The organism is Serratia sp. NCCP-200 (genome assembly GCF_059697885.1).
In genome coordinates this window covers 204,807-222,160 of sequence record NZ_BAAKUJ010000001.1, presented here as the reverse complement: position 1 = coordinate 222,160, position 17,354 = coordinate 204,807, and the positions used below count along the sequence as shown (strand labels likewise).

Sequence of the window (17,354 nt, the reverse complement as noted above, 5' to 3'; positions counted from 1 at the left end):
CATGAGCACCATTTTCCAGACCACTATCACCCAGATTGGCGGCTGCGCCCGTGACGCACTGCTGGACAATATGCTGATCACCTTCCGCGAAGGCGCACCGGCAGATATTGAAGAGTACTGCTTCATCCACCAGCACGGCGAGACCGCCGGTGAATTACAAACCGGGGGCGTGATGGAGCTTGGCGATCGGCGCTACCCCATCACCGCCGTCGGAGAGGTTGCCACCCAGAACCTACGCGAACTGGGCCATATCACCGTACGTTTTGATGGAGAAACTCAGGCCGAATTCCCTGGCACGATCCACGTAACAGGCAGCACGCCCGCTGATGTCCCGTTAGGCAGCACACTGAAATTTATCGCATAAGGAGTAGATCATGTCTGAAGTAGCTGTAGTGATTGGCGGTGGCCAAACGTTGGGGGCTTTCCTGTGCCATGGCCTGGCTGAAGCGGGTTATCGCGTTGCGGTCGCCGATTTGAATGCCGACAACGCCAATCTGGTGGCACAGCAAATCAATCAGGAGTTCGGGGCCGATCGCGCCATCGGTTTCCAGGCCGATGCCACCGATGAGGCCAGCGTTATCGCGCTGGCTGGTGCGGTCGACCGGGCTTTCGGTCAAACCAACCTGTTGGTGTACAGCGCCGGGATTGCCAAAGCCGCGCCGATCACCGATTTCCCACTGGGGGATTTTGACCGCTCCTTGCAGGTGAACCTGGTGGGTTATTTCCTGTGTGCCCGCGAGTTCTCTCGCCTGATGATCCGCGACGGTATCGCCGGGCGCATCATTCAAATCAACTCTAAATCCGGCAAGGTCGGCAGCAAGCATAATTCCGGCTACAGCGCCGCCAAGTTCGGTGGCGTTGGATTGACGCAGTCGCTGGCGCTCGATCTGGCCGATTACGGTATCACCGTGCACTCCCTGATGCTCGGTAACCTGTTGAAGTCACCGATGTTCCAGTCGCTATTGCCGCAATATGCACAGAAGCTGGGCATCAAGCCTGAAGAGGTCGAGAAGTATTACACCGATAAGGTGCCGCTGAAACGCGGCTGTGACTACCAGGACGTGCTGAACACGCTGCTGTTTTATGCCAGCGACAAAGCCTCTTACTGCACCGGCCAGTCGATCAACATTACTGGCGGGCAGGTGATGTTCTGATTTACGGGCTGATAATTACAGATGTACCTAACAGCCCCTCACCCCCACCCTCTCCCACAGGGAGAGGGGGCCAGTACGGTGTCATAGTCAGGTATAGGACTCTATCTGAAGAACGCTAACCCCATATTTTGATACCGTGCCGTAGTTAAATACAGGAATAACGTTGTAGCACATTCGGTCCCCTCTCCCTGTGGGAGAGGGTTAGGGTGAGGGGTCGATCGCCGGACTCTCTCCCTTTATTTTCACACAGGAGAACAACCGTATGACCAGCGCACTCATTACCTTCGCCGTTATCGCCTGGCTGCTACAAATCGCCCTGGGTTGGTGGCAGCTACAGCGCTTTAACCGCGCGTTCGAGAGCCTATGCCAGTTGGGCACCGTTGGCGTTGGCCGCTCTGGGGGCAGGTTCAAACCCCGCGTGGTATTGGCACTGGCGTTTGACACCCAGCAGCGAGTATGTGGCAGCATGCTGATGCGCGGCCTGACCATCTTCGCCCAGCCGAAACAGCTCACGCAGTTACATGGCATGCACCAACAACAACTCTGCCCAGATGTGATCTTCCCCGAGGATCGGGCATGCCAAACTGCACTATCGTTAGCGATCGCACCGAAATCATGATATTTTCACATTAAAAGACATTACCTTTCATAGTGAACTATATCACCGAGAGGAATGGTAAACTCTTGTGAACAGGGATCTCTATGAAACCAAAGCAGCGGCAAGCCGCTATCCTCGAATACTTGCAGCGGCATGGCAAAACGGCAGTGGATGCCTTGGCAGAGCATTTCTCCACGACCGGCACCACCATCCGTAAAGATCTCACCTTGCTGGAAGAAGAAGGCGAGGTGATCCGCACCTATGGCGGCGTGGTGCTTAGCCGTGACGATGGCGATCAGCCCATCGATCGTAAAACCCATATCAATACCGAAAAGAAGCGCCAGATCGCCTATGCCGCCATCAAGCTGATCGATGATGGTGATTCGCTGATCTTTGACGCAGGCAGTACGGTATTGCAGATGGTGCCACATCTGGCGCAGTTCAATAACATCACCGTGATGACCAATAGCCTGACTATCGTTAACGCGCTGGTGGAACTGGATAACGATCAAACCATCCTGATGCCCGGCGGCACCTACCGTAAAAAATCTGCCTCCTTTCACGGCAGCCTGGCGGAGTCGGCATTTCAGCAGTTCAGCTTCGATAAGCTGTTTATTGGGGCCGACGGTGTCGACCTCAATGCGGGTGTCACCACCTTTAATGAGGTGCATAATGTCAGCAAGGCGATGTGTGAAGCCGCCAGCCGCATTGTGTTGCTGGTCGATTCCTCGAAGTTTGGCCGCAAAAGCCCCAACGTGGTGTGCGATCTGAGCGTCGTGGATACCCTGATTACCGATAACGGCATCAACCCGGATTACCTGGCTGCGCTGCAGGCCAAAGGTATCAATATCATTCTGGTAGGAGACCCCCTTGATGAGTAACGCCACTGCCCTGCTCAACTTTGCCCGTGAAACGCTGGAAATTGAGCTGACCGAAGCGCAACGCCTGCTGACTCGTCTGGATGACAATTTTGTCCATGCCTGCGAACTGCTGCTCAACTGCCGTGGCAAGGCGGTAATTTCCGGCATTGGTAAATCCGGCCATATCGGCAAGAAGATTGCCGCCTCGTTGGCCAGCACCGGCACCCCGTCGTTTTTCGTCCATCCGGCGGAAGCCTTGCATGGCGATTTGGGGATGATCGGCGCCGATGATGTGGTGATCTTCATCTCCTATTCAGGCCGCGCCAAAGAGCTGGATCTGATCCTGCCGCTGCTGGCAGAGAGCAAGATCCCCGTGATTGCCATGACCGGTGGCAAAGAGTCGCCGCTGGCACTGGGTGCTGCCTGTACGTTGGATATCAGCGTTGAACGTGAAGCCTGCCCGATGGGCCTGGCACCCACTTCCAGCGGAGTGACTACGCTGATGATGGGGGATGCATTAGCGATGGCCCTGATGCGCCAGCGCGGTTTTAATGCCGAAGATTTTGCCCGTTCCCATCCCGGTGGCAGCCTGGGTGCTCGCCTGCTAAATCGCGTCCATCACTTGATGCGTACCGGCGATCGCCTGCCGATGGTGCAAGAAAGTGCCAACGTAATGGAAGCCATGCTGGAATTGAGCCGTACCGGGCTAGGCCTGGTAGCCGTATGTGATGCACAGCAAAAAGTGGTGGGCGTGTTTACCGACGGTGACCTGCGCCGCTGGTTGGTGAAGGGTAATAGCCTCAATGACGGCCTCAGCCCGGCGATCACTCGCCCCGGCTACCGCTTGCCAGAACAGTGGCGTGCCGGGGAAGCCCTGGAAGCGCTGCACGAACAGCACATCAGCGCGGCTCCGGTGGTGGATATCGATGGCGTACTGGTAGGTGCAATCAACCTGCACGACCTGCATCAGGCCGGGATCGGCTGATATCACGTAGGGGGCGTAGCATGCTACGCCCGCTTAACTACCTTGGCGCGTAGCTTTCCCCCTCAGCAGCGTTACTTCCAGTCTGGATTGCCCTCAAACTGTTTCTTCAGCAACGCTTTCATCTGATCATCCGGTTTACCCAGCCATTGATATTTGGCGTATTGCTTCGGATGGTCGATGGCCTGCGGCTTATTGGGCACTTCAACCCGCACGCCCCAAGCCTGGGACTTGTCTGCTTTAAAAGCCACAATCATAAAGTTATTGGCGCAGTCATGCGGCTTGCAGATGTTACCGATCTGGTAGCTTTGCCCTTGCCAGGTGACGGTTTCGGCTGGTGTGGAAGTGCCGATCCCTTTGCGCGCCCAACCCGGTAACTGTGCCTGGCCCTTCACCATATTTTTCCAACTGGTTTGGTAGCCCGGTTGCTGGATCAGATCTGAGGCAGTGATAATCTGTTCGGCAAAACTGCCGGTGCTAAATCCAAGCAGGGTCGCAACCAAGGCTCCCAGCAACCTCTTTTTTCCTATCATGGTCTCCTCCCTCGGTAAATCAAAAGCGTAGCTCCAAGTAGCTCAGACCACAATTAAACGGGAAAGTTGGCTCAGCGTTTTTCGTCAGACAACCTGCCAATACCTTTTTTTGGTTGCCCCAACCCTGATTAGCCGCTTTCCTTCTTGGAAGCGGCGGTAAAATTTCTTCCGACATTTCTTCCGACATTTCTTCCGACATTGTGGCAACGTTTCTCAGCTTGTCACCCAATACCTTTGGTTAATGTCGCCACCAGTTTCGCCAGCATAAACTCAATCTCTGGCTCACCACCATGCATGGAAATGGTGTACCGGCCCAATACCCTGCCCCACCTCCAGGCTATCGGCCTGCTGTAAAGCCTGTTGCAGGTAGTTTTTTGCCGCAGCTACGGTATCGGCCCAATTTGGGTGGCGCGGGCGCAGAGCAGCCAGTGCCGCAGATAAGGTGCAACCGGTGCCGTGCGTGTGCCTGGTCGCTATGCGCGGCGCACTAAAGCGCTGCTCAAAGCCGGGGGTAAATAGCCAATCTGGGCTTTCCTCTTCACTTAGGTGGCCCCCCTTCATTAACACCGCCTGACAGCCCATCGCTAACAACGCCTGTCCCTGCTCGCGCATTTGCGATTCGTTTTGTGCCGGAGCGCAGGCCAGCAAAGCCGCCGCCTCTGGCAAGTTCGGCGTGATAATGGAAACCAACGGCATTAGCTCACGGCGGATGGACTCCACCGCTTCCGGTGCCAACAGCGGGTCACCACTTTTAGCCAGCATCACCGTATCCAGCACTACATAAGGCAGCTTGTAATGGCGTAGGCGCTCGGCCACCGCCTGCACGATGTCGGCATTAGCCAACATGCCGATTTTAGCGCTGTCGATACGCACATCGCTGAGTACCGAATCCAGTTGGGCGGCCACAAATGCCGGTTCGATATGATATACCGACTGCACGCCACGGGTGTTCTGCGCCACCAGCGCGGTGATCACGCTGGTGCCATAGGCCCCCAATGCGGAGAAAGCTTTCAGATCGGCCTGAATACCGGCTCCACCGCTAGGATCGGTGCCAGCGATGGTGAGAGCGTTAATCCGTTTCATAGCAGATCCTCCATGCGCAGTTGGTAGAGGGCATCCAGGAAGGCGGCAGTAAAGCTGCCAGGGCCAGAACACCGCGCCGTGGCCCTTTCACCACATAGCGCCATCACCCGGCAAGCGGTGGCAACGTTATCCAGCCGATCGCCCGGCAAACTGCAAAATGCTGTCACAACGGCCGAAAGCGCGCAGCCCGTCCCCACCACGCGCGTCATTAATACATCGCCACCGGTGACGGCCCAGTCTCGCTCACCATCGGTGATGTAGTCTGTCTCACCGGTGACGGCCACAATGGCCCCGCAATTACGCGCCAATACGCGTGCTGCGGGTAACGCCACCAGCGAGTCATCCTGGCTATCCATACCACGGGCGCTGGTCTGCAGGCCGCTCAAGGCAATGATTTCCGACGCGTTGCCACGGATCGCCGCAGGCCGCAGGGTGAGCAAGCGGCGGGCGAAGATTGCTCGGTATTCCAATCCCCCAACGGCAACCGGATCCAGTAACCAGGGCTTTTCAGCACGATTGGCAGCCTCGATGGCGGCTAACATCGACTCTGCCCGCGATGCGTGCAGGGTGCCGATATTGATCAACAGCGCATCAGCCACGCGGCTGAACTGCGCGGCCTCTTCCGGTTCCACCACCATGGCTGGCGAAGCGCCTAACGCCAGCAGCACGTTGGCCGTCAGCTCTTGCACCACTTCGTTGGTCAGGCAGTGGATCAATGGAGGTTGGCGTTTAAATTGGTTAAAGCAGGCCGCGGCACGGATGCCGGGTAACACATCAGGTCGAGTAAACATAATGCTCCCAACCGGCGTTCAAGAGGGCGGGTACCGGTTGAGATACCGCGACATCCCTACGCTGGCATAATCCAGATCAGGTAATACGGGTAATTTCTCAGCCCCTAGGGGCACCCCGAGTCGACGTTTGCCATTATTGAGGCTGTGGCCAGTGAGGTCAATCACGCGATAGCGTCAAAAAATAAAAAGGAGACGCCGTCTCCCCCAGATAATGTATAGTTCGCGTTTAACGGGGAAACCATGCTCACTCACTCATCTATCCGCCTTAACAAATACATTAGCGACAGCGGCATGTGTTCTCGTCGCTCTGCCGACCGCCACATCAAGCAAGGCAACGTTTCCATCAACGACAAGTTAGCCTCCTTGGGTGCTCAGGTATTGGTCGGGGATGTGGTGACAGTTAACGGCCAGCCGATCGAACCGCGTGATGCGGACGATCTAGTGCTTATCGCACTGAATAAGCCTGTTGGCATCATCACCAGCATGGGGAAGCACGTGCGGGATAACATTGGTGATTTCGTTAATCACACCAGACGCGTCTTTCCCATCGGGCGCCTGGATAAAGACTCCCAAGGGCTGATTTTCCTGACCAATGACGGCGAACTGGTCAATAAGATCCTCCGTGCTGGCAACAATCACCAAAAAGAGTATCTGGTGACCGTCAACAAACCGGTGACCGATGAGTTTATTCAGGGCATGAGTGCGGGCGTCCCCATCCTGGGCACGGTGACTCAAAAATGCTTAGTAGAGAAAGAAGCCCCGCAGGTGTTTCGCATCACCCTGGTGCAAGGGCTTAACCGCCAAATCCGCCGCATGTGCAAATATTTTGGTTATAAAGTCATCAAGCTTGAGCGCGAACGTATTATGAACATCGCTCTGCAAGGGTTGCCGATGGGCGAATGGCGGGATTTTACCGCTGATGAACGGATCGAGTTATACGAGCTGATTGAACACTCCTCGTCTGAGGATATTTCCGCCCCCGCTTCAATAACGCCAGATTTAAGCGACAGTAGCGTTACTCCAACTCCGGCAATCACTGATTAACCTGATTGCGTTATTCCAGAAATGGGGCGTACCGATAGCGATCCGTCCTCACTGAAGGGTCTGCATTTTTCTTGAAAATCCGCACCTTCCTACCTTTACCTCTCATTCCGTTCGAAATTGCAATCAACCTCTCAAAACAGCCGATAATTATCAGTTGATCTTGTTTTCATTCGGCTCTATCTTCTCGCATCCGGGTACATGTTGCGGCTCGCTGGATGCGGTCTATCCCTCCTCCCCTTTCCGTCTACCAAACGGATTTATGACTCTTTTCTTGTCAGAGTTACCACACGGCATTTGATAAATTTCGGTAAACATGAATTCAACGGTTAAAGATACCTTGGCAGCGCGTGACGTCACCCTAACCCCGTGGACAGGCTTTTATTTCCTGCAGTCGCTGCTGATCAACTTCGCCCTCGGCTACCCATTTAGTCTGCTGTATGCCGTGGCGTTCAGTTGTGTGTTACTGCTGCTGTGGCGCCTCAGCCCGCGCTTGCAAAAGAGTGTGATCGGGCTGTGTAGCCTCATCGCCGCCATGTATTTCCCATTTTCTCAGGCCTATGGCTCGCCCAATTTTAATACCCTGCTGGCGTTACACTCGACCACGGTGGAAGAGTCCAGCGAGATATTGACCATCTTCCCGTGGTACAGCTATCTGGTGTCCCTGTTTATTCTGGCACTGGGTATTATCGCATTGCGCCGTAAGCCAACCCCGAAAGGCGCTTGGAACACCCTCCAGAGCTTATGTCTCACCATCAGCGTGGTCTGCTTTTTTGTCACGCCAGTACAGAATCTGGCGTACGGTGGCGTGTTTAAATTGACCGACTCTGGTTATCCCGTGTTTCGTTTCGTCAGAGATGTGATCGCCAATAACCAGGAAGTGATTGATGAAAAAGCCCGTATGCAGGCGTTTTCACAGCTGAAAGATTCCTGGAACGTGCTGGCGGTGAAACCGAAATATCATATCTACATGGTAGTGATCGGCGAAAGCGCGCGGCGAGATGCCTTAGGGGCGTTTGGTGGGCACTGGGACAATACCCCCTTCGCCAGCCACGTAAACGGTACTCTGTTGCTTAACTATATTGCGGCCAGCGGCTCAACACAGAAATCGCTCGGCTTAACGTTAACCCGTGTCATTAACGGCAAACCGCAGTATCAGGATAACTTCGTCACGTTGGCCAATCGGGCAGGTTTTCAGACCTGGTGGTTCTCCAACCAAGGCCAAATTGGTGAATATGACACCGCTATCGCCAGCATTGCCAAACGTGCCGATGAAGTGCAGTTCCTGAAAAACGGTGATTTTGAAGCGGATAAGAATACCCATGATGAAACGCTGCTCAAAATGACCGCTCAGGTTTTTGCCGCCCCGAGCAGCACTAACCCGCAGTTGATCGTCTTGCACCTGATGGGTTCACATCCGCAAGCCTGCGACCGGACTCAGGGGAAGTACGCGGACTTTGTGCAATCCAAAGAGACCTCCTGCTATCTTTACTCCATGACGCAAACTGACAACCTGCTGAAACAGCTCTATCAGCAGTTACGCGACACCGGGGAAAGTTTCTCAATGGTCTACTTCTCCGATCACGGTCTGGCGTTTAAAGAGCGCGGTACCCAGGTGCAATATCTGGCCCACGATGACCAGTTTCAGCAAAATTTTCAGGTCCCCTTTATGGTGCTTTCCAGCGATGACACCGCACACCGCCTGATTAAAGCCCCTCGTTCGGCCAATGACTTCCTGACCTTTTTCGCCTCGTGGACCGGGATCAAAACCAAAGAGCTGACGCCGAAATACTCGTTTCTTTCCGAGCAAAAAGCCGGCCCCGTCTATATCACCAACTTTAAGCTCAAGAAGGTGGACTACACCCATTTGCCGACGGATATCTTTGAAACACAAACGCGCTGAGGTGTAACAAGGTAGCCTTTGCATCTCGGGCCACTTCGTCTGTAATATGAAGCAGTTAAAATGAAAGAGCCTGTTGACCAATGAAAAAACTGACTTTTCTGCCTCTCATTGTCCTAACAGTGGCGCTGACGGGTTGCACCAGTGACTACATTATCACGACTAAATATGGCGATATCCTACAGGCTCACGGTGAACCTGACACTGACCGCAGTAGCGGTATGACCAGCTATACCGGCATGAACGGCGACTATCATCTGATCAATACCAATGATATTTCCGGAATAGTAAAAAAATAGCCTTCCCTGCGGCTGTGTGACTTTTATCGGTTCCTTCAGAAACCATACGTGCAAAATTGGCATTCGCGCTCATCAAGTGGCTGTTCTACTATCAATAGATAACCCGCCTGGTGAGCGAATTTAGATGGCAACTGCGATTACTCCTACTATGCACAAAGCCTTGCCATGGATTGCAGCGGTTGCATATTTTATGCAGGCCCTTGATACCTCAATACTCAACACTGCGCTGCCAAAGATGGCGGCAGACTTACATGAATCACCGTTGAGCATGGAGTCGGCAGTGATTTGCTATGCCCTCAGCTTGGCGCTTTTCATCCCGGCTAGCGGCTTTCTCTCCGACAAGTTCGGCACCAGAAACGTATTTATCTTTGCCCTGACCTTCTTTTCTATCGGCTCCTTGTGCAGCGCCAGCTCCACATCCTTGTTCTGGCTGGACGTATCCCGGGTTCTTCAAGGGGTTGGAGGAGCCATGATGGTTCCCGTCTCCAGGCTGACGCTGATAAAGTCGTTTGATAGAAAAGATTTTCTCAAGGCGCTAAACACATCTACCCTTTTAGGGCTGGCGGGCCCCTTCCTTGGCCCAGTGCTAGGTGGGTTTTTAGTCGAAAAGTTCACCTGGCACTGGATATTCCTGATTAACGTGCCTATCGGTATTCTGGGGATCATATTCAGCCTGAAATTCATGCCGAATATTCGTGGCAAATCGACAGACCTGGACGTCAAGGGGCTGGTTTTGGTTTCCCTGGCGTTTATTATTACGACCTTAAGCCTTGAAATGATGAGTGATGGCGAAGGCATACACTACCCTATCTTATTGTTCATCCCAGGGGTGCTGCTGCTGTATGTGTACGTCACTCATGCCAGAAAAAACCTCAAAGTTTTTCACAAAAGCTCGATCTTTCCTCTCGAGTTATTCAAGGTAAAAACCTTTAGTATCGGGTTGGCAGGCAACTTTGCATCACGCTTGGGGGCGCAGGCCATACCTTTCCTGCTCCCTTTAATGTTGCAACTGGCGTTAGGGTTTTCGGCCATTCATTCGGGCTTGATGCTGATCCCACTCGCCCTGGCGGCGATGATCATGAAGGAGCTGGTCACCCCGATCCTCCGCCGTTTTGGTTATCGCAATGTGCTAATTTATAGTACGTTTTTTGTCGGCATGGCCATCATGGCCCTGGGTCTCTTTGACCAGAATACGCCAATATACTTCCTGGCGATAAACCTGTTCCTGATCGGTTTCGTCAACTCACTGCGATTTACCGCCATGAGCAGCCTTACCCTTGCTGACCTGTATGATGAGAAGGCCAGCAGCGGTAACAGTTTGATGTCTGTCAGCCAGCAGCTCTCTACCACATTCGGTGTTGCCATCAGCGCAGTGCTGTTGAGGATGTTTCAGGCGCCTGCCGATCCCATGCATCTGGATCTGGTGGATTCATTCAGAGTGACTTTCGTTATTCTCGGGGTAATAACCATTGTCTCTGGATTTATTTTCTTCAAGCTCTCGGAACAAGACGGGGCAAATCTGACTGCTCGCCATAACGAGGAATGAGGGGATACGGTGGGTCCCCTCTCCCAAAAGAAGAGGGACCCACCACGGCACTTGAGCTACCCGTATTAGCTTACCCTCAAAGGGTTTTTACAACCGTGCCGTGCAACGCCGACGTCACTAACCCAGTCAGGCCAGATACCAGCAATTGCAATGACAGAGCAACCAGAATAATGCCAGAAATACGTGCAATCGTGTCCATGGCACCAGTGGAAAGCCGCCCATGCAGCGGGCCAGAAATCAAAAACGTTAAGGCAATGGTCGGTGCCATTGCCAGGATCACGGCCGAAAGCAGCATCATGCCCGCAAAAGTATCATTATGTGCCGCCGACGAAATCCCAACGGCAATCGTCCCGCCACCAATCGATATCGGAAATAGCAACGGCACCACCGCCAAATCATCCGCATTTTTCGGGCTGTCGCTGTTTAACACCGCATTACTTTGATCGGCTTTAGTGCCACGCGTCATCAACGGCCAGCCTTGAAAGAGCAAGGCTGCCCCACCGGTGGCGCTTAACGCATGGGTGCTGAGCCCTAATGCTGTCAACATGTAATTGCCCAGCCAGATCACGATCAACATCACTACTACATAGGCCAGCGACACGCGCAACGCTACACGTCGCAAAACCTTGTTGGATACGCCTCCCAGTATAGTGGCCGCAGCGGCCATGGTTGCGGGCGGGCTGAACATGGCTAGGAAGGTGATATACAAGAGCAAAAACTGCACCAACGTGGCTTCCATGAGATCACTCCAGGACATGTGATTTACGCTTGGCGTTTAACGCAAATAGCCAACTGATGACCAGCGCAACAAAAATAATTATCGCTTCTTTCAGCCCTTGCTGCATCAGGCTATAAATAAAGCCGACAAATACCAATAACATTAATCCACCGCCACACAAGATTAAAATGGAGGAGGCATTAATTTGCAGGCGTAACCGCCATGCGGCGAAAAAAACGGCTAAATAGCAGATTAAAAATGTCGCACTGGCAACATTGGCTAGCGAACCTAAATCCAAGGAGAGGGAAAGAACCAGTACGACTATCGCAGCAACAATATTGCCACGCGTCGCCTGCCGCCATAGTGTCTGTTTGAACATCGCAGGCAGCGTGCCGTTCATTCCCATACTGGACATAATATTGAATGCGGAAAACACCGTGGCATTAATCGCCGAAGCGGTAGCCAGCAAGGCACCAATAGCCACCACAGTAAAACCAATCGGACCCAAAATGGGAGAAGCCGCCTGGGCCACAGCGGTATCTGCGTACTTAGCCAAATCTGATGCCGAAACGTTGCCCAGCAACACCAGGGACAACGAAATATATAATACGATGGTCACACCAATCGCCAGCATGAAAGCTCTGGGCATCGTACGATGCGGGTCTGCTACCTTGTCAGCCGCATTGGCCATCATGCCAAACCCTGCATAGGCAAAAAACGTGAGCCCTACGCTAGAAAACAAGGTTTGCGCGCTAGGTATCTGCTGAATTTCCAACATCTGCGGTTTGATGGTCATTATGCCAGCAAGGATGAGGACAGCTAAAATAGCAAGCTTAATGACCACCAGAACGTTTTCGGTACGCCCCACCACCTTAGTGCTGATAATATTTACCAGCACCAGAGCCAATATGACCCCACCTGAATAAGTACGGAGCAGCCAAATCGAGGAGGGGTCGGAGTGAAACAGTTGGAGCGCGTATGCACCAAAAGCCCGTGCAACCATCGCAATTGTCAGCGCAAGCGTGATCAAATAGAGCAACGACAACATGTTACTCAGGACAGTAGACGGTAATCCGTGCTGGAAAAAAGTAATAATCCCGCCCCGGCTAGGATAAAACGCGCCGAGACAGGAATACGCGTAACCGGCAAATAACGCGATCACCCCACCGATAGCAAACGACAGCCAGGTTGCCGAATGAACTAACAGAGCCGCCTGACCGAGTAACGCAAAAATCCCGGCCCCCACCATGGCACCAATGCCAAGCGCGGCAACATTAAAAACCGTCAGGGATTTATCTCCACTCGCAGAAACCAGCGGCCTGTTCATAATTAACGGCTCCGATAAAGGTTATACCCCATTTGCTGGGCAACAGCCGCAACCATTCTTTGCCCGCGGACGCTGTTACCAACGGGATCGAGAGGAGGCGAGAACGCAGCAATCCCCATAACACCGGGTACCACGGTCAGGATCCCCCCCCCAACACCACTCTTACCCGGTAATCCAACGGTATACGCCCAATCACCGGAACTGCCATACATCCCTTCCATCGTCATTTCTGCCAAAATATAGGGCGTATTAGACTCTGTCAGCACTCGCTTTTTGCTGACGGGGTTAATACCACCAGCGGCAATTGTCGCCCCCATAGTGGCTAATTCAATGGTATTAAGCAGCGTTGAACATTGGCGGGTATACACATCGCAGGCTTCCATTGGATCGCAGTACATCGCATCGGCGCTATAGAGTAACCAGGCGATCGCACGGTTATGGAAGTTGGTCGTTTGCTCTGAATCATTCACCTCGTCAGAGAGTGCGATCTGTGCCCCCGCTAGCTGCTGTTGCATATCAAGAATACGCGACCAGCGGTTTTCCCGGTCACTCGCTTTCACTAAGCTCACCGTTGACATTGCCCCGGCATTCACCAACGGTGAGAGGGGTTTGCCGTTATGCAGCTCCAGAGCAATCACCGAGTTAAAGGGCAAACCGGTGGGATCGGCACCAATCTTGTCCTGAACCTCTTGTGGGCCAACATCTTCCAACGCCAAGGCGAGCGAGCACACTTTTGAAATTGACTCCAGCGCGAAGCGAAACTCCGCATCGCCATGAGAAATGATATCCCCGTCAACGGTCACAATCGCCAAGGCGGCTAAATGGCTTGGCACGCTCGCTAAAAAAGGGATATAGCTGGCATTCTCGCCGCCACTCAATGTGGAATACTGCGTATAGGCATCCGATGCCACCTGTTGAAGACGTTGTAAATCGATAGTCATGTTGTTGGCTCCCAGACTGAATTTTCGGGGTTGGGAGCTAATACTCCCAACCCTTGAAAGAAATATTAAGGTTTTGGCAGCGGAGCGACTGGTGCAGCAGGCTCAATAGTTTTCACCACACCGGTCGCCACTACATCGCTGGTGTGCGAAGTTGAAGCGCTTGCAATACCTGGGTGCCCACTTTCGATTTGCCAAGTGAACGGGGCAAAATCGCTGTTCTCATCACGCCAATGCGGCTTGCGCAGCATGTAAATCAGGAATGGCAGCACCACAAAGAACGCGGTCAGGACCAGCAAGATGCTTACATATCCCTCAGGGCTACCCACCGATATTTGGCTTGGCGGTATAAAACTGAAGACAAACGCCAGAATTGACCCCACCAAACCTGCACCACCGATCACCCACATTCCAATGTCCCCCCCAGGAATACGATAAGGACGTGGACGATTAGGCTGGCTATGCCGCAGATAAATGGCAGAGCCGAACATCAGCATATACATCACCAGATACAGAATAACCGTCAACTGACTCATAATCTGGTAGGCCGCCTGTACGGAAGGCAACACCACAAACAATGTCGCTAATAGCGAAACCAGCAATGCCTGCAACAGCAGAATATGGGTTGCCATGTCATTCTTGTTGGTATGTTGCCACCAGCGGGGCAAATAACCCGCCTTCGCGACAATCAGCAGACCAGAAGAAGGACCCGCAACCCAAGTCACTACGCCAGCCAGCACACCAATGGCTAATGCAAAAGCCACAATCGGACCCAGCCATTCTAGGCCCGCCCACTTAAACATAGTGTCATAGGCAACCAATAAGCTCTGGGTGAGGTTGATATCGGACTGAGGGACCACAAAAGCAATCGCCAGCGTGCCCAGCACAAAGATCAGCACGGTCCCCACTGCCGCTAACATAATAGCGATAGGATAGTTTCTTTTCGGGTTGTCGACGTCTTTTACGTGAATGGCATTCATCTCCATCCCTGCATAAAACAGGAAGATACTTGCGGCCAACACGACATTGTCGAAATTATTGAAATCAGGAATGACGTCACCCCATGCCAGAGTCACCTGCGGTGCACCACCAAACATTAAATAGGAGAAACCCAGCACAATGAGGATCACGGCCGGTATTATGGTGCCAATAATGCCGCCCCATTTAGCCACTTTGGCAAAGGTACCAACCCCTTTGAAAGCAATAAAGGTCGCCAGCCAATAAATACCTAGTACTATCCCTAACACAAAGAATTTATTCGCCGATAAAGCCTCATCCCACCGTTGTTCCGGGCCAATGAAGGCAAGAGAAACAGCAGCAAACGTCAGTGCGGTCGGGAACCAGACGGTGACTTCTACCCACAGCATAAACATGGCCAAGAAGGCCAGACGAGGACCAAAGGCTTCCCCGACCCAACGGAACACTCCGCCTTTTTCCGGCCAACCGGTCGCTAACTCTGCAGCCACCAGTGACACCGGGATCAGGAAAAAAACGGCGGCAAACAGATAGTAAAATATCGAACTCAAGCCATATTCAGCCTCTGCGGGTAAGCCTCTCAAGCTCACTACGGCAACGATATTCATAATGGCAAGTGTAGCAATACCAAGTTTCTTGGCTGAATGACCGGGCTTAGCGGTATTAGAAACAGAATTAGACATAAACTAGTTACCCCCCATTGGCATAATGCCAAGCTGAGTGATCAATCTTCCATGAGCACCGCAGCAACATTTGCGGTGTTCATGATACGAAGCAATAAGTCTGTTAATCGCTATCCAGCATGGTTGAAACCATACTGGATAGCCTTTTCCCAAGATAAATATGTTCATTACCTTTATTGGCCATTTAATTACCTCTAGAGGTCAAAAAAGTTTACCAATATAAAAACTAGTTTAAGCTTGTAATATCAGAAGCATACTGAGTTAGTAGAAAGCCATTGGTTTCTCACTAGGATTTAAAGCACCTTCCTCCTTCATTCCGTGCATAACAAATATAGTTCACTTAGAAAAGATAATGGCGTTTTTTCATCAAAAAAAATCCCAGCAGGCACACTAAAAGAAAGGTCATTATAACCTCCAAAATTTGAAAAAATAATGCGCCACATTAAAACATAACCAAGAATACATCCATGGAATTAAAATCTATTAATTATTGTTTTTTATTACTTTAATTTTAATAAATAAGCCGTAACCGACGGAATATGCCCGTTGACGCCAGGCAGGCCAGAGCAAAGAAGCTCAAGACTCAGCCTGGCTAGCCAGTCCTTATTTAGCCGCCAGCTTGCACAGCGTTAACGCCACATTGTAGGAAGCCTCGAACGACTTGAGGGGTAAAAACTCGAACCGCGAATGGAAGTTATGCGCGCCGGTAAAGAAGTTGGGCGTTAATAACCCTTTTGCCGACAACGCAGCACCATCGGTGCCCCCGCGCATCGGGATGACTTTAGGCTCAATGTTCAACTCGGTCAGTGCGGCAAAAATCAGATCAATGGCCCGGCGGTCATCGGTGATGGCATTGCTGATATTGCTGTAGGTATCGCTGATGTGATACTCCACCCGGGCGGTGGGATACTGCGCAGCAATCTTCTCCGCAACTTCACCAATCTGCTGTTTACGGCGCTCAAAGTTCGCCAAATCGAAATCACGGATATTGGCTTTCAGCAGCGCTTCGCTTTGTGATGCCTGCATGCCGTTAAACCAGATATAGCCTTCACGCCCTTCGGTATGCTCAGGAGTCTGCTGGCGATCGAAGTGGCTGATGTAATCCATCGCCATCAGCAGTGGGTTCACCAGCACGCCTTTGGAGGACATCGGGTGGCTGGTCACACCGGTAAAGCGGAGTTCGGCGCTGGCGGCGTTGAAGTTTTCATACACCACTTCGCCCAATTCGCAGCAGTCGATGGTCCAGGCAAAGTCGACGTCGAAACGCGCCAGATCCAGCGCTTTGGCACCGTTCAGGCCAATCTCTTCGTCCGGTACAAATGCCACCACGATATCGCCGTGTTGGTCCTCTGCGGTAAGGTTTTCCAACACCGTCATCACTACCGTGACAGCCGCTTTGTTATCCGCCCCCAACACGCTGGTGCCGTCGCTGAAAATAATCTCTTCCCCCGGATAGGCTTTGATTTCCGGGTGTTCAGCGGTGCGTAGCCAGATATCTTGCTGCGCGTTCAGGCACAAATCCTCACCGGTAAAACGCAAGATTTGTGGATGGATATCCGGCGATAAACCGACGTCAACGGTATCGATATGGGTGATGAACCCGATACGTGGCGCGCCGGGTACGTTGCCTTTTTTCACTGCGGTGACGGTGGCATGTTCGTCAATAACCACATTATCCAGGCCAAGTTGGCGTAGTTCCTCTGCCAACATTTCTGCCATGGCGAACTGGCCAGGAGTGCTGGGTAAAGTACTTACCGCTGGGTTACTCTGGCTGGTGACGGCCAGGTAGCGGAAGAAACGTTGGGTTAACTGCGTGGCGAGCGGTGAAGACATTGTGTTGTATATGAACGCATCCCGTTTGCAAGGCTCCCATGGCTAGGATCACCAGAGCAATCTTTCAGAATTCACCCTTTTGTTAGAGTTTAT

17 protein-coding genes and 1 riboswitch are annotated in these 17,354 nt (G+C 52.5%); of the genes, 9 read left to right on the top strand and 8 right to left on the bottom strand.

Features of this window, described 5'->3' with window-relative positions; genetic code table 11:
* Position 1: 1 nt before the first annotated feature.
* The 5 genes from srlB (at position 2) to gutQ (ending at position 3,597) form a co-directional block, all read left to right on the top strand.
* A complete protein-coding gene (srlB, locus tag AC6HVW_RS01060; RefSeq protein ID WP_071683886.1) occupies positions 2 to 364 on the top strand; it encodes a PTS glucitol/sorbitol transporter subunit IIA in 363 nt (120 codons plus the stop codon).
* Between the two features lie 10 nt (positions 365 to 374).
* Positions 375 to 1,154 (top strand): sorbitol-6-phosphate dehydrogenase, encoded by a 780-nt coding sequence (gene srlD, locus AC6HVW_RS01055; RefSeq protein ID WP_024486186.1) that lies wholly within the window; start codon positions 375 to 377, stop codon positions 1,152 to 1,154.
* 262 nt (positions 1,155 to 1,416) lie between these two features.
* On the top strand, positions 1,417 to 1,773 hold the full coding sequence (gene gutM / locus AC6HVW_RS01050) for a transcriptional regulator GutM (protein ID WP_021178806.1): 357 nt from the start codon (positions 1,417 to 1,419) through the stop codon (positions 1,771 to 1,773).
* 83 nt (positions 1,774 to 1,856) lie between these two features.
* Positions 1,857 to 2,633, top strand: a complete 777-nt coding sequence (gene srlR, locus AC6HVW_RS01045; RefSeq protein ID WP_021178807.1) for a glucitol operon DNA-binding transcriptional repressor SrlR — start codon at positions 1,857 to 1,859, stop codon at positions 2,631 to 2,633.
* Positions 2,626 to 3,597, top strand: coding sequence for an arabinose-5-phosphate isomerase GutQ (gene gutQ, locus AC6HVW_RS01040; RefSeq protein WP_059201502.1), 972 nt, complete (start codon positions 2,626 to 2,628; stop codon positions 3,595 to 3,597). Before srlR ends, gutQ begins: the two co-directional genes overlap by 8 nt.
* Before the next feature lie 71 nt (positions 3,598 to 3,668).
* Here gutQ and AC6HVW_RS01035 read toward each other — a convergent pair whose 3' ends face one another.
* The 3 genes from AC6HVW_RS01035 to thiM all read right to left on the bottom strand — a co-directional run bounded on the left by AC6HVW_RS01035 (position 3,669) and on the right by thiM (position 6,001).
* Positions 3,669 to 4,127 carry an inhibitor of vertebrate lysozyme family protein gene (locus AC6HVW_RS01035; protein ID WP_021178809.1) on the bottom strand — a complete coding sequence of 153 codons (459 nt, stop codon included), beginning with the start codon at positions 4,125 to 4,127 and terminating at the stop codon, positions 3,669 to 3,671.
* Between the two features lie 282 nt (positions 4,128 to 4,409).
* A complete protein-coding gene (gene thiD / locus AC6HVW_RS01030; RefSeq protein ID WP_071683887.1) occupies positions 4,410 to 5,210 on the bottom strand; it encodes a bifunctional hydroxymethylpyrimidine kinase/phosphomethylpyrimidine kinase in 801 nt (266 codons plus the stop codon).
* Positions 5,207 to 6,001 (bottom strand): hydroxyethylthiazole kinase, encoded by a 795-nt coding sequence (gene thiM / locus AC6HVW_RS01025; protein ID WP_071683888.1) that lies wholly within the window; start codon positions 5,999 to 6,001, stop codon positions 5,207 to 5,209. The genes thiD and thiM overlap by 4 nt, the downstream gene beginning before the upstream one ends.
* A gap of 36 nt (positions 6,002 to 6,037) precedes the next feature.
* A riboswitch (TPP riboswitch) is annotated at positions 6,038 to 6,129 on the bottom strand.
* Between the two features lie 112 nt (positions 6,130 to 6,241).
* Here thiM and rluF point away from each other — a divergent pair.
* The 4 genes from rluF to AC6HVW_RS01005 all read left to right on the top strand — a co-directional run bounded on the left by rluF (position 6,242) and on the right by AC6HVW_RS01005 (position 10,787).
* Positions 6,242 to 7,045, top strand: a complete 804-nt coding sequence (gene rluF, locus AC6HVW_RS01020; protein WP_081367119.1) for a 23S rRNA pseudouridine(2604) synthase RluF — start codon at positions 6,242 to 6,244, stop codon at positions 7,043 to 7,045.
* Positions 7,046 to 7,358: 313 nt separating this feature from the next.
* Positions 7,359 to 8,945 carry a phosphoethanolamine transferase gene (locus tag AC6HVW_RS01015; RefSeq protein ID WP_071683889.1) on the top strand — a complete coding sequence of 529 codons (1,587 nt, stop codon included), beginning with the start codon at positions 7,359 to 7,361 and terminating at the stop codon, positions 8,943 to 8,945.
* Between the two features lie 80 nt (positions 8,946 to 9,025).
* A complete protein-coding gene (locus AC6HVW_RS01010) occupies positions 9,026 to 9,241 on the top strand; it encodes a YgdI/YgdR family lipoprotein (protein ID WP_071683890.1) in 216 nt (71 codons plus the stop codon).
* 124 nt (positions 9,242 to 9,365) lie between these two features.
* Positions 9,366 to 10,787 carry an MFS transporter gene (locus AC6HVW_RS01005; protein ID WP_261397393.1) on the top strand — a complete coding sequence of 474 codons (1,422 nt, stop codon included), beginning with the start codon at positions 9,366 to 9,368 and terminating at the stop codon, positions 10,785 to 10,787.
* 76 nt (positions 10,788 to 10,863) lie between these two features.
* Here AC6HVW_RS01005 and AC6HVW_RS01000 read toward each other — a convergent pair whose 3' ends face one another.
* The 5 genes from AC6HVW_RS01000 to pepT all read right to left on the bottom strand — a co-directional run bounded on the left by AC6HVW_RS01000 (position 10,864) and on the right by pepT (position 17,261).
* Positions 10,864 to 11,526 (bottom strand): MarC family protein, encoded by a 663-nt coding sequence (locus AC6HVW_RS01000; RefSeq protein ID WP_071683891.1) that lies wholly within the window; start codon positions 11,524 to 11,526, stop codon positions 10,864 to 10,866.
* 4 nt (positions 11,527 to 11,530) lie between these two features.
* The gene (locus AC6HVW_RS00995) at positions 11,531 to 12,832 is read right to left on the bottom strand and encodes an APC family permease (protein WP_071683892.1); all 1,302 of its coding nucleotides are present in this window, start codon (positions 12,830 to 12,832) and stop codon (positions 11,531 to 11,533) included.
* A 2-nt stretch (positions 12,833 to 12,834) separates the two neighbouring features.
* Positions 12,835 to 13,773 (bottom strand): glutaminase A, encoded by a 939-nt coding sequence (glsA, locus tag AC6HVW_RS00990; RefSeq protein ID WP_071683893.1) that lies wholly within the window; start codon positions 13,771 to 13,773, stop codon positions 12,835 to 12,837.
* Positions 13,774 to 13,838: 65 nt separating this feature from the next.
* Complete coding sequence (gene gadC, locus AC6HVW_RS00985; protein ID WP_071683894.1) at positions 13,839 to 15,428, bottom strand: glutamine/gamma-aminobutyrate antiporter GadC; 1,590 nt, start codon at positions 15,426 to 15,428, stop codon at positions 13,839 to 13,841.
* Positions 15,429 to 16,031: 603 nt separating this feature from the next.
* Entirely contained in the window at positions 16,032 to 17,261 is a 1,230-nt protein-coding gene (gene pepT / locus AC6HVW_RS00980) for a peptidase T (RefSeq protein WP_071683895.1), read from the bottom strand.
* Positions 17,262 to 17,354 lie beyond the last annotated feature (93 nt).